Origin of the sequence: Sphingomonas sp., assembly GCF_050725575.1 — a bacterium.
Lineage (GTDB): Bacteria > Pseudomonadota > Alphaproteobacteria > Sphingomonadales > Sphingomonadaceae > Sphingomonas.
In genome coordinates, this window is record NZ_JBOHHW010000005.1 from 36,930 (window position 1) to 49,012 (window position 12,083).

General features: G+C 63.5%; 14 protein-coding genes and 2 pseudogenes. 8 read left to right on the plus strand and 8 right to left on the minus strand.

Translation table 11 applies throughout. From position 1 onward, the window contains the following. Positions 1–275 precede the first annotated feature (275 nt). Genes ACRECS_RS05080 through aroQ form a run of 4 tightly spaced genes read right to left on the minus strand, consistent with a single transcriptional unit; the run spans position 276 to position 3,096 of the window. The gene (locus tag ACRECS_RS05080) at positions 276–707 is read right to left on the minus strand and encodes a hypothetical protein (protein ID WP_431581876.1); all 432 of its coding nucleotides are present in this window, start codon (positions 705–707) and stop codon (positions 276–278) included. Between the two features lie 54 nt (positions 708–761). Further along, positions 762–2,114, minus strand: a complete 1,353-nt coding sequence (accC, locus tag ACRECS_RS05085; RefSeq protein ID WP_431581877.1) for an acetyl-CoA carboxylase biotin carboxylase subunit — start codon at positions 2,112–2,114, stop codon at positions 762–764. A gap of 4 nt (positions 2,115–2,118) precedes the next feature. Continuing rightward, positions 2,119–2,625 (minus strand): acetyl-CoA carboxylase biotin carboxyl carrier protein, encoded by a 507-nt coding sequence (accB, locus tag ACRECS_RS05090; RefSeq protein ID WP_431581878.1) that lies wholly within the window; start codon positions 2,623–2,625, stop codon positions 2,119–2,121. 36 nt (positions 2,626–2,661) lie between these two features. Beyond that, positions 2,662–3,096: a type II 3-dehydroquinate dehydratase gene (gene aroQ, locus ACRECS_RS05095; RefSeq protein WP_431581879.1), complete on the minus strand. Its 435-nt coding sequence runs from the start codon at positions 3,094–3,096 to the stop codon at positions 2,662–2,664. 103 nt (positions 3,097–3,199) lie between these two features. On the opposite strand from aroQ, the pseudogene thiS reads away from it, so the two are divergent. The 7 genes and pseudogenes from thiS to ACRECS_RS05130 all read left to right on the plus strand — a co-directional run. Then, positions 3,200–3,418 (plus strand): annotated as a pseudogene (gene thiS / locus ACRECS_RS05100) (sulfur carrier protein ThiS); the annotation flags it as partial. Continuing rightward, complete coding sequence (locus ACRECS_RS05105; protein ID WP_431582033.1) at positions 3,398–3,772, plus strand: VOC family protein; 375 nt, start codon at positions 3,398–3,400, stop codon at positions 3,770–3,772. The pseudogene thiS and the gene ACRECS_RS05105, both read left to right, overlap by 21 nt. Positions 3,773–3,804: 32 nt before the next feature. Beyond that, positions 3,805–4,572, plus strand: a pseudogene (locus ACRECS_RS05110) (sulfur carrier protein ThiS); the annotation flags it as partial. 149 nt (positions 4,573–4,721) lie between these two features. Next, positions 4,722–5,285, plus strand: coding sequence for a hypothetical protein (locus tag ACRECS_RS05115; RefSeq protein WP_431581880.1), 564 nt, complete (start codon positions 4,722–4,724; stop codon positions 5,283–5,285). Between the two features lie 121 nt (positions 5,286–5,406). Next, positions 5,407–5,727: a hypothetical protein gene (locus ACRECS_RS05120; protein ID WP_431581881.1), complete on the plus strand. Its 321-nt coding sequence runs from the start codon at positions 5,407–5,409 to the stop codon at positions 5,725–5,727. A gap of 39 nt (positions 5,728–5,766) precedes the next feature. After that, positions 5,767–5,901 carry a hypothetical protein gene (locus ACRECS_RS05125; RefSeq protein WP_431581882.1) on the plus strand — a complete coding sequence of 45 codons (135 nt, stop codon included), beginning with the start codon at positions 5,767–5,769 and terminating at the stop codon, positions 5,899–5,901. A gap of 91 nt (positions 5,902–5,992) precedes the next feature. Further along, positions 5,993–6,811 carry an alpha/beta hydrolase gene (locus ACRECS_RS05130; protein ID WP_431581883.1) on the plus strand — a complete coding sequence of 273 codons (819 nt, stop codon included), beginning with the start codon at positions 5,993–5,995 and terminating at the stop codon, positions 6,809–6,811. 122 nt (positions 6,812–6,933) lie between these two features. Here ACRECS_RS05130 and ACRECS_RS05135 read toward each other — a convergent pair whose 3' ends face one another. Next, complete coding sequence (locus tag ACRECS_RS05135; RefSeq protein WP_431581884.1) at positions 6,934–7,482, minus strand: class I SAM-dependent methyltransferase; 549 nt, start codon at positions 7,480–7,482, stop codon at positions 6,934–6,936. A 118-nt stretch (positions 7,483–7,600) separates the two neighbouring features. On the opposite strand from ACRECS_RS05135, the gene ACRECS_RS05140 reads away from it, so the two are divergent. Continuing rightward, on the plus strand, positions 7,601–7,771 hold the full coding sequence (locus ACRECS_RS05140; RefSeq protein WP_187762616.1) for a CsbD family protein: 171 nt from the start codon (positions 7,601–7,603) through the stop codon (positions 7,769–7,771). Positions 7,772–7,846: 75 nt separating this feature from the next. Here ACRECS_RS05140 and ACRECS_RS05145 read toward each other — a convergent pair whose 3' ends face one another. The 3 genes from ACRECS_RS05145 to grxD form a co-directional block, all read right to left on the minus strand. Further along, positions 7,847–9,481, minus strand: coding sequence for a thiamine pyrophosphate-binding protein (locus ACRECS_RS05145; protein ID WP_431581885.1), 1,635 nt, complete (start codon positions 9,479–9,481; stop codon positions 7,847–7,849). A 94-nt stretch (positions 9,482–9,575) separates the two neighbouring features. After that, entirely contained in the window at positions 9,576–11,240 is a 1,665-nt protein-coding gene (locus ACRECS_RS05150; RefSeq protein WP_431581886.1) for a DUF4166 domain-containing protein, read from the minus strand. A 491-nt stretch (positions 11,241–11,731) separates the two neighbouring features. Next, the gene (gene grxD / locus ACRECS_RS05155) at positions 11,732–12,079 is read right to left on the minus strand and encodes a Grx4 family monothiol glutaredoxin (protein WP_431581887.1); all 348 of its coding nucleotides are present in this window, start codon (positions 12,077–12,079) and stop codon (positions 11,732–11,734) included. Between the last annotated feature and the right edge of the window lie 4 nt (positions 12,080–12,083).

Here is a 12,083-nt window from a genome sequence, read left to right on the forward strand (position 1 = left end):
TGCCCGGGTTTTCCCGGCAGGCCAGCCACCTCTGAGCGCGATGTGATCGCTCTGCTTGGCGGGCGAGATATGGGACACCCTATTGTCGCATATCTCCAGCGTCCGGCCGGTGTGTCGACACTGTAATATATCGATGAATATTCAATAGCTTGAATAGTATATTTACAAGCCTTTGTACGAGTGTCGCGGGCATCCGGAATGATGGCATGGTGATTGGTTTCAACGACGCGATGTTAGCATTATTTGTCAATGACAGCAGCCGTCGTGGTTACAGACTAGGCTTGTTTCGAACGAAACAGGCCTATCGTGAGCAGGCCCCATCCCAAGACCATCAAGGCACTGCTGATGACGATCAGCGCCGAAACCATTTGCTCGGTAGAGGGAGCCGCCGAATAGCCGGCACCGGCAATTGGCAAGGCATCACTGGCACCCGTCGCGGCTGACAGCGTCAAAGCGATCCAAAGGCCGTACATTCCGGTGACAAGCGTCCAGTGTGCGACATCCTTGAGAATTGGTGCGAGCGTGATTGTGGGCCAAACGAGGCCGGCAATCATGATCGCCATGCCGCTTTGAACCGCAGTGAGGTGAGCCGAAAGAGCCATTCTGGGATTCAGGAAGGAATGAACGGCGACCCCTTGCAGAAGTCCGAGCAGGAAAAGAGCTGCTCCCGCAACCAGGAGCGACTTCCGAAATGATCCCGGCGTCATGCGCTTCTCCCCTCGCTGGTCACCTCACCGACATTGGCCCATACCCGCCCATGATCAGGCGTCCTGCTTCGCCAGCCACTCCTCAAGCCATTTGATCGTATAGTCGCCGTTCTGGAAATCCGGATCCTCAAGCAGCGCCTGATGCAGCGGGATGGTGGTCTTCATCCCCTCGATCACGAACTCCTCGAGCGCACGGCGCAGGCGGCGCAGCGCACCCTGGCGGGTGGTGCCATAGACGATCAGCTTGGCGATCATGCTGTCGTAATAAGGCGGCACCTTATAGCCGGCATAGAGCCCGCTATCGACGCGGACATTCATGCCGCCCGGCGCGTGGAACTGCTTCACCAGCCCCGGTGAGGGGGCGAAGGTGCGCGGATCCTCGGCATTGATACGGCATTCGATCGCATGGCCCCGAAAAATCACGTCCTGCTGGCGCAAGGTCAGCGGATGGCCCTCCGCGATGCGGATCTGTTCGCGCACCAGGTCGAGCCCGGTGATCGCCTCGGTCACCGGATGTTCGACCTGCAGCCGCGTGTTCATCTCGATGAAGTAGAACTCGCCGTCTTCCCACAGGAATTCGATCGTGCCCGCGCCGCGATAGCCCATATCGGCCATCGCCTTGGCGCAGATATTGCCCATGCGGTCACGGTCTTCCTGGCCGAGCACGGGCGAGGGTGCTTCCTCGAGCACCTTTTGGTGACGACGCTGCAGCGAGCAGTCGCGCTCGCCGAGATGGATCGCATTGCCCTCGCCGTCGCCGAACACCTGGAATTCGATATGGCGCGGATTGCCGAGATATTTTTCCAGGTACACGGTCGCGTCGCCGAACGCGGCCTTCGCCTCGGTGCCGGCCTGGAGCATCTGGGTTTCGAGGCTTTCGGGGTCGTTGACCACCTTCATGCCACGCCCGCCGCCGCCCGAGGCGGCCTTGATGATCACCGGATAGCCGACCTTGGCCGCGATCTTCTTCGCCTCGGCGATATCGCTGATCGCGCCGTCCGATCCGGGCACCAGCGGCAGGCCGAGCGCACCGGCGGTGCGCTTCGCCTCGACCTTGTCGCCCATGGTGCGGATATGCTCGGGCTTCGGCCCGACAAAGATGATGTCGTGCGCCTCGACGATCTCGGCGAACTTGGCGTTTTCGCTCAGGAAGCCATAGCCCGGGTGAATCGCATCGGCGCCGGAGATTTCGGCGGCCGAGATGATGTTCGGGATGTTGAGATAACTGTCGACCGCGGGCGGCGGGCCGATGCAGATCGCCTGGTCGGCGAGCCGCACATGCATCGCATCGGCATCGGCGGTCGAATGCACCGCCACCGTCTGAATGCCCATTTCATGGCACGCCCGGTGGATGCGCAGCGCGATCTCGCCGCGATTGGCGATCAGCAGCTTCTTGATCTGCTTCATGATGTTAGTCGACCACCACGAGCGGCTGGTCGAATTCGACCGGCTGGCCATTCTCGACCAGCACGGCTTTCACCGTGCCGCCGCTGGGCGCGAGGATCGGGTTCATCACCTTCATCGCCTCGACGATCAGCAGCGTCGCGCCGGCCGCGACCTTGTCGCCGACCGCCACGAACGGCTTCGACTCGGGATCGGACGACAGATAGGCGGTACCGACCATCGGCGATTTGACCGCATTGGCGGCGGTGACCGGCGCAGCGACGGCTTCCACCGGCGCTGCCGGCAGCAACGGCGCGGTGGCGCCGGGCGCGGACGGCGCGGCGCTGTAATGCACCGCTGCGGCCGCCGCAGCCTTGCGCGCGATGCGAATCTTGCGGCCGCCATCCTCGACCTCGATTTCGGTCAGGCTGGTGTCGTCCAGCAATTGTGCAAGCTGACGGACCAGATCGACATCGATTCGCATCGCGTCGTTCTGGGCATCATTCTGGACGGCGGATTGTTCGTTTTCGGCCATGCGACCCTTATGCTCCCTTATTGGGCACGCGTCCTGTCAGAGACGGGCGGCGGCTTCAAGCGCCAGCAGATAGGAAAGCGCGCCGAAGCCGGCGATGGTTCCCTTCGCCGCCATGCCGACATAGCTCTGGTGGCGATATGCTTCGCGCGCGGCGGGGTTTGAAATATGCACCTCGATCACCGGCGTTTTGATCGACCGGATCGAGTCATACAGCGCCAGCGATGTGTGCGTGAGGGCCCCAGCGTTGAGTAGGATCGCCTTGGCGCCCTCTGCCTGAGCCTCGTGCATCCAGTCGATCAGATGCCCTTCATGATTCGACTGGCGCATGTCGATCTTCAGGTCGAGGGCGCGCGCGCGATCCTCAAGCTGACCGGCGATATCGTCAAGCGTGTCGGTGCCATAGATATCCGGCTCGCGTAGCCCCAGGAGATTGAGGTTCGGACCGTTGAGGACGTAAATCGTATCGGCCAAGGTCAGGACTTTCTGTTTCAGGTTTGGCGGTTGCGGGTGCGGGCCAGCGTTTCCTATATGCCCTGGGGCGGGTGATCAAATCGCGCGTCGTTCCGGAGTAGCAATGACACATACCGACGGCACCGTCTCGATCCGCGTCAATGGCGAGCATCGCCGCGTCGCGGCTGGACTGACCATCGCGCAACTCGCCGCCGATCTCGGTCTCGTGCCGGAAAAGGTCGCGGTCGAGCGCAATCTGGAGATCGTGCCGCGCTCGACGCTTGGGCAAGTCATGATCGAGGATGGCGACGAGCTGGAGATCGTGCATTTCGTCGGTGGCGGAATGGGCGCGACGCGGATTGTGCCGAATCGCTATGCCCACGACGGCGCGGCGGGGCGGGCGTTCTTTACCGGGGTGCTTGGGCTCGATCTCGCCATGGAGCTGGATTTCATCTCGACCTATCGCGCACCCGGGCATGAGGGGGCGCAAATCAGTGTCATCACGGACGATCCATCGGGGCTGCGGCCGGATTATTCGGTTGGAGTCGACAATGTCGACGAATGCCATGACCGGGCGGTCGCGCAGGGGCTGGACATCGCCTATCCGCTGACCGACGAGCCATGGGGCGTTCGCCGCTTCTTCGTCCGCGACACAGTGGGCGGCCTCGCCAATATCGTGGAGCATCGCACATCATGACCATCCAGACGCCGATCAAGACCGAAGGAGCGGCAGACACATGGACCGTCGCGGGCAAGACCTTCCGTTCGCGCCTGATCGTCGGCACCGGCAAATATCGCGACTTTGCGCAAAATGCCGCGGCGGTCGAAGCGTCGGGTGCCGAAATCGTGACCGTCGCCGTGCGTCGCGTCAACGTGTCGGACCCGAACGCGCCCATGCTGACCGATTTCATCGATCCCAAGAAGATCACCTATCTGCCCAACACGGCGGGCTGTTTCGACGCCGAATCCGCGATCCGTACCTTGCGGCTGGCACGCGAGGCGGGCGGCTGGGAACTGGTCAAGCTCGAGGTGCTGGGCGAGGCGAAGACGCTCTATCCCGACATGGTCGAAACGCTGCGTGCATGCGAGATCCTCGCCAATGAAGGCTTCAAGCCAATGGTCTATTGCGTCGATGATCCGATCGCGGCGAAGCGGCTGGAAAATGTCGGCGCGGTGGCGATCATGCCGCTCGGCGCGCCGATCGGATCGGGGCTCGGCATTCAGAACCAGGTGACGATCCGCCTGATCGTCGAGGGCGCAAGCGTGCCGGTGCTGGTCGATGCCGGCGTCGGCACCGCGTCCGACGCGGCGGCGGCGATGGAGCTGGGCTGCGACGGCGTGCTGATGAACACCGCGATCGCCGAGGCCAAGGATCCGATCCTGATGGCGGCGGCGATGAAGGCGGGTGTCGAGGCCGGGCGGATGGCCTATCTGGCGGGGCGTATGGGCAAGCGGCGTTATGCCGATCCGTCCAGCCCGCTGGCGGGATTGATCTAGGTCGCGAACCTGTAACCGGAATGACCGCTACCGACCCAGGAGCGGGCATTTCGACCATTCGGGCCAACTCGCCTTATGGCGCGAGTAGAGCGCGGCCTTGCTCGACTTGAGCGCGTCATTATGAGAATCGGCAGCGCAGGGGGGCAGGTATGAGCGAATTTGAATTCATCTTTGCATTATTCGGCCTGCTGCTCGGCCTGTCGATCGTTGAAGTGCTGGGCGGGCTCGCACGCGTGATCGAGGCGCGGCTGAACGCCGGATCGATGGTGCGGATCGGCTGGTTGACGCCGCTGCTGGGCGTGTTCGTCCTGCTCGACCTGTTGTCCTTCTGGATGGCGGGATGGGTGACGCGCAGCATGATCACCGTGTCCGGATTTTCGCTGATGGCCGTGACCTGCTTCACTGGCGCCTATTATCTTGCGGCGCGCCTCGCCTTTCCGCGCGATCCTGATGTGATGTCGGACCTGGACGCGCATTTTTTCCGTGTGCGCCGGATCGTGCTGGGGGTGTTGCTGATCCTGCTGCTGTGCCAGCTCGGTTGGTATGCAAGCCTACCCAAGCTGGCGCCGCTCCTTGTCCAGCCGCTATCGCTAACACTGACGTTGGTCCTGGCCGGCTTGATGATCACGGCGATGCTGGTCCGGGGCGAGCGGGTGAGCCGGGCCGTGATGCTGGCGCTGGTTGCGCGATATCTGGTGGTCTATCTGCTCTAGTCGCCTATGCGGGCAACCGCGATCCCGGCCGTCGCGCATTTATCGGGTCACGGCCTGGTCGATTTGTAACCAGGCGGAACGCTGGGACGAAGAGCATCGGGATCCGATGAGAGGGGCTTCGATGGTGCGCGCGTTCACTGTGCTGCTGATACTGCTGCTCAGCGCGATGAGCGTCAGCGCGGAGAGCGCGGCAGCGGCGCCGATGGGCGCGATATGCGATCATTCCAGCTCAGGCTCATGCGATTGCCCGCAAGGGCCGGAACGATGCCCCGACATGATGCTGGCCGGGGCCGCCTGCCAGTCCTGTTGCCCCGCGATTCTGCCGCAATCGCTCGACATCAACGTACGAGAGGGGACAGGCACCACCGCCATTCGCGCCCCAGCGAACGGTCTGTTGACGCGCATAGTGGCGCCGGAGCCGCCACCGCCGCGAACCGTGTGAGACGATCCGAATTCACATCATTTCACATGGAGACATCTCATGATTCGTTTTGCCAAAATCGCCATCATCCTTTTTGCCGGAACGGCGAGCGCGGCCTTCGCCGCGGCGCCTGGTGCGGTCACGGCGGCGTGCTGCGCGCTCGGCGTGTGTTGCGGCCTGCCGTGCTGCGGCTGAACGCAGCCAGGCTGCGGCCGAACGTGATTGCGTAAATGGGGGTGCCGGGCGAAAGTCCGGCACCCCTTTTCGATGGGCTGGGAGAGTGGCGATGCGGCGTATAATGGTGACGGCGACGATGATGCTGGCGGCATGCACCGTAAAACCGGCGGACGGGAATGCCACCCAGGCGGCCTCTCAAGCCCAGCCCCGGGAAGCGCCGCAACCATCGTCCCAGATATCGCCCCAGATTTCGTCCCAGATTTCGTCAGTGACGATCATGGCGGATGACGGCGTCAAAATCTTCGCGCGGCTCTACAAGGCCGAAAAGCCGAAGGGACTGATCCTGCTGTTCCATCAGGCCGGATCGAGCAAGGGTGAATATGCGACGATCGCACCGCGTCTGAACGTCGCTGGCTACGAGGCGCTGGCAATCGATCAACGCTCCGGTGGCGGCCTGTTTGGAGAGAATGAGACGGCGCGCCTGGTCGGCAAGGATCCGGGCTATCTCGCCGCACAGCGCGACCTGCAGGCGGCGGTCGACTGGGCGAAGACGCAGAACCTGCCTGTGATCATTTGGGGCAGCAGCTATTCCTCGTCGCTGGTCTTCCCGGTCGCCGCCGCCAATCCCGGCGTGGTGAAGGCGGTGCTGTCTTTCTCGCCGGGCGAATATTTCGACGACAAGGCGCTGATCCGCACCGCGGCGGCAAAGGTCAGCGTGCCGGTATTCGTCACATCGGCGCAGGATGCGACCGAGATCAAGGACGCCAAGGCGATCTTCGACGCGGTACCGGCGGCGGGCAAGGTCCGCTATCAGCCGAAGGACGGCGGCGTGCATGGGTCCTCAACGCTGATCGCCGCGAAGAACCCGAAAGGCGTCGAGGCGAACTGGGCCGCCGTTCTCGCCTTCCTGAAGGGCGTGACGGGCTGAGTTTGATCCGGCAAGCACGGTACCGGCCCGCTTCCCCACCCGGCCACCCATCCAGTGTATTCTGTGGGTGGCCGGGTGGGGGAGCGGGCCGGTACCGTGCTTCAGCGTAGCTAAATCAAACTCTAGGGCTTGCGCGCCAGCCAGACGCCGGCGCCGTTGCAGGCCGGGTCCTCGGCGACATGCGCCATCTCGATCAGGCCGCGCGCCGCGATCGCCGCGCTGTAATCGGCCGGGCCGAGATCGGCATGATAAAGCGATCCGCGGCGATAGCCGGATGAGTCCCAGTCCCTGTCGGCCTCCGCACTGAACAGCAGCCGTCCGCCGGGCTTGAGCCAGTGTGCGGCACGTTCCGCCATCGCCGCCTGGTCGGCGCGCGACAGCTGAGTGAGGCTGTTCCAGGCGATCACGCCCTCAAATTGCGCCTCGATCCTGACGGTGCGCATATCGGCATGGATCCAGGTCTCGCGCGGAAAACGCGTGCGTGCGAGGGTGATCATCGCGGCGTCCTTGTCGATGCCGGTCAGATGGAATCCCTGGTCGATCAGATAGCGCGCGATCGGCTCCCCGCCGCCGCACCCGAGGTCGAGAATCGTGCTGCCGCGGGGCAGTGCTGCCTTGAACCGGTCGAACCAGAAGCGTGCCGGAAATGCCGAATGATCGCGGTCAACCACAGGTAACTGCGCCCGCCCGATCCGGCGCGCCGGGAACCGCCCCCACGCTCATCCGTTCTTCCCCCAAGACCCGAAACCGTTACCCCCGACGACAACGGTCTGATTTCAGGAGATTATCATGGGCGAGCTCATCGACAAGATCAAAGGCAATGTGAACGAAGCCATCGGCAAGGCGAAGCAGCACAGCGACAATCCCGACACCAAGGCCGAAGGCGCCGCGCAGGAGCTGAAAGGCAAGGCGCAGCAGACCGCCGGCAAGATCAAGGGTGCGCTCGGCGACGATATCTGATCGTCGCGATTGCTCGATCATCAAGGGCCGCTCCGGGAAACCGGGGCGGCCTTTTAGCTGCGGTGTCGCTTTGGCTTATTTCCGCAGCGCCGTGATCGTCGTGCCGGCGGTGATCACCTCGATATCGGTCCTGATATGCAGCAGGCGCACCCCGCTCTGCGCCATCGCCCGATCGAGCGCGGGGGCGAACTGGGCGGTTTCCTCGACCGTCTCCGCCCAGCAACCATAGGCACGGCCAAGCGCCGCGAAATCGGGGTTCTGCAGGCGTGTGCCGGAAATCCGCCCGGGATATTCGCGCTCCTGATGCATGCGGATCGTGCCATAGGTGCTGTTGTCGATCACCAGCACCAGCATGTTCGCACCGTGCGCGACGGCGGTCGCCAGTTCCTGGCCGTTCATCAGGAAACAGCCGTCACCGGCCAGCGCGACGACCATGCGGTCGGGATGACGCAGCGCCGCCGCCGTCGCGGCCGGCACGCCGTACCCCATTGCGCCGGCGGTCGGGGCCAGCTGGCTGGTCGGGCCGGCATAGCGCCAGTAGCGGTGCCACCAGCCGGAATAATTGCCCGCGCCGTTGCAGATGATCGTATCGGCGGGAAGTTTCTCGCGCATCGTCGCGACGCACGGGCCGAGATCCATCCTGATGTCGCGCGGGGCAGGGGTGGACCAGGCGAGATACTCGTCATGCGCCGTGCCGTCGTCGCGCATCAGCAATCCGAGCGAGACAATGGCGTCAGCGAATTCTGCCATGCCTGCGCAGATCGCCAGGTCGGTTTGATAGGTGCTTTCCAGTTCATTGGGGTCAGGATGAACATGGATCAACTTCTGGCCAGGATGGTCAGGCGTGATCAGCGTATAGCCATCGGTCGTTGCTTCCCCCAGCCGCGCGCCTACCACCAACAGAAGGTCGGCTGCCTTGACCCGCGCCACCAGCTTGGGATTGGGGCCATAGCCGAGGTTTCCGGCATATGCCGAAGAATCATTGGTGATCGCGTCCTGTCGGCGAAACGCGGCGGCGACGGGGATGCCGGCACTTTCCGCAAAATCAGCGAAGAGTTCCGCAGCCCGGGCATCCCATCCGGCACCGCCGACGATCGCCACGGGACGCTCGGCTGCCTGCATCAGCGCGGAAAATGCCTGATTATCCCATTCAAAGCCTTGGCGTACGCGCTCGACCCGCGGCCGATCGACCGCCGCGACCGTATCGAGCAGCATGTCCTCGGGCAGCGCCAGCACCACCGGCCCGGGGCGTCCGTTCATCGCGGTCGCATAGGCGCGCGCGATATATTCCGGGATGCGCGCGGCATCGTCGATCTTGGCCGCCCATTTGGCGATTGGGGAAAACATTGCCTGGAAATCGATTTCCTGGAACGCCTCGCGGTCCTTGGTGCCGCGATCGACATCGCCGATGAACAGGATCATCGGCTGGCTGTCCTGCATCGCGACATGCACGCCGATCGAGGCATTGGTCGCGCCCGGACCGCGCGTGACAAAGGCGATGCCCGGCCGGTTGGTCATCGCACCGTCGGCGCACGCCATGAAGCCGACCCCGCCCTCCTGCCGGCACACCACGACATCGACCTCGGGGCTGTCGTGCAGCGCGTCGAGCACTGCGAGGAAGCTCTCGCCGGGCACGGTGAAGATACGATCGCAACCCTGTGCGATAAGCTGATCGACCAGGATGCGGCCGCCGGTGCGTGAATTCGTCATGCGCGGTTTCCTAACCGCAGATGCGGGCATTTGCTATTCCAACCGGCGTCGAAAAGAAGCGTGCCGGCCTCGGTTAATCCGGCGGGCGCGGCAGTCAGGCCTGTACGACAGGCTCAAGCGTGCCGCGATAGGCGACGATCAACCCAACCAACGGCGCGGAAATATCGACGTCAAAGCAGAACCGCCCCTGCTCTTCGGATTCGAAACTCGACCCCGACGGCAGCAGAAACCGGGGCATCGGCATGCCCAGCAGGCGCCAGCGTCGAGCGGTCAGGTATAATCGGCCACCGTCCAGGACCAGCGCCAGAGCGACGGAGATGATGCCGAAGCGTTCCACGACAAGATATTCCTCCTTGCCGGAGCCGCGCGACTGCATCGACGAGAAGGTCTTGCCGCCGAAATTCCGCGTCCAGCGCTCGCCGCCCTTTTCCGGTGAAAGTTCGACGCTGACCGGCACATTCGTTCCCGCCTTTGGAAAGCCGAGAAAAGCCGAGATGATGCGAGCCAATACGCCCCGCCCGCGGCGTATCTTTGCCAGGCCGGCCCATTGCCGTGTTTGCTTGCCACCGTGAAGCTCCCGCAAGCGCGGCGGAAGGTCGGCAAATGCCGATCCGAGAAGCTGGCCATAGAGCGGCGCATCGGGCTCGTCGTATCGAAAGCCGGTGAAGATCGTCCTGCCGCGGAACAGCACATCATAATCGGCGAGTTCGAGCGCACGGGTGCCGGGGCGGGCGCCTGGCGCCGGGCGCTTGCCATCGAGCAATTGCCGTATGACGGCCTCGATCGCCATGGAGGGGATATAGGGGCCGTCGTCACCTTCGGCCAGCAAGTGCCAGCTGATCCGCATGGTCTTGCCATTTGCTTCACCGCGGGCACTGACAAACATCCCGCCGCGATGTTCGCCAAACCGCACCCGGTTCAGGACGGCAAAAAAGAGCGGGGACAGCGGCGCAAACGAGGGCAGCCCAAGCCGCGCACGCGTTTTTGCCAGAAGGTTGAGGATGCGGTGAAGACTCTCCGGGACCGGACCCGCGCCCATCCAGATATCCGTCATGGTGGGATGCTCAGGCGGGATCACTTGCAGATCCGGTACATCGACCAGCGAGAAGTGAATGTTGCGCAGCGGAAGCCGACCGGGCGCCGCGACCGTGAACCGCATGCTCTCGGCCAGGCCGATGCCATGCGACGCCTTGCCGTCCCGCCAAAGCTTCACTGGCGCGCCCGCATAGCCGACGACCGCGCGCATCACATTCAGGCCAATGCCGGCATAGGGTGACGGCGCAATTCCCCCTTCAACGGCGATAATGTCCATCCGCGCGGCCATCTCGCGCAAGACTGCGGCGGTCAGCACCGGGAAACTGCTGACGCCGGACAGAATGAACACGCCGGCGGCTTTCGCCTGAGCATCGAACTGGCTCACGCCGAAGACAAAGTCAGCGGCATCGGCGAAATCGAGATAGTCGATCCCGGCGTCAATACAGGCGGTGATCACCCTGTAGCGGTCGGACCCATAGTCCTGAAACGGGCCGGAAGCATCAACGACGAGATCCGGCGCCTGGATGCGCAAGCCTTCGGCGATATCAAGCCGATCAAGCGCAAGCGGGCGGACCTGCGCTGCGCCGCGATAGCCCGCGCAAAAGGCTTCGGCCCGGGCCAGGCTGCGGCCGCAAATGAGGATTTCTATCTCGGATATATTGGACAGCAACTCCGCCAGCCGGCCGCCAAAGACACCATAGCCACCGAGGATCAGGATCTTCATCACGCCGCCATCTGCCATCTGGACAAGCCGGTGATCGGCCTCCCCCTTAACGCCCCATCCCCTTAACGCACCACGCGAAAATTCCTAAGCGTTCGCCACGGAAAACCAAGTGTTTCCCGGGGGAGCGCTGACCGCCACGATCGGGCGCCAATCTGTCGGAATTGCTTACAGTGCGGATTGAGCGGAATGGCGCGTTAACCATCGTCTCGCCCGGTTTTGCGTGGGGTGCGAAAGCTGGCACGCCCACTGCATAGTCTGGAGTACGCCGAGCGTATCACGCTTCAGCTGGGCGGGCCCGAGCTTTCCCTCCGATCTCGCCGGGCCCGCCCGCACCCGGCCTTCATCGATCCCGTCAGAGCATCATTGGGGCCAGACACCCCCCGTTCGGGCTGAGCTTGTCGAAGCCCACGCGTTGCGCCTGCCCTTCGACAGGCTCAGGGCGAACGGTGGTGGAGTGTCCAGCCCGAAACCGCGACAGTCAGCCCGGACGCTTATTCCGCGCGCGCGACACCCTGATCCTCGAGCAGCTGCTCGAGCTCGCCGGATTCGTACATTTCCATCATGATGTCCGATCCGCCGACGAATTCGCCCTTCACATAAAGCTGCGGGATGGTCGGCCAGTCCGAATAGGCCTTGATGCCCTGGCGGATGCCCTGGTCCTGCAGCACGTCGACACTGTCGAACTGTACGTTCAGGTGCTGCAGGATCGCGATCGCGCGGCTGGAAAAGCCGCATTGCGGGAACAGCGGGCTGCCTTTCATGAACAGCAGCACGTCGCTCTTGCCGACCAGATCGGCGATACGGGCCAAATCGGCGGATTGGGTGGAATCGTCAGTCATCGTC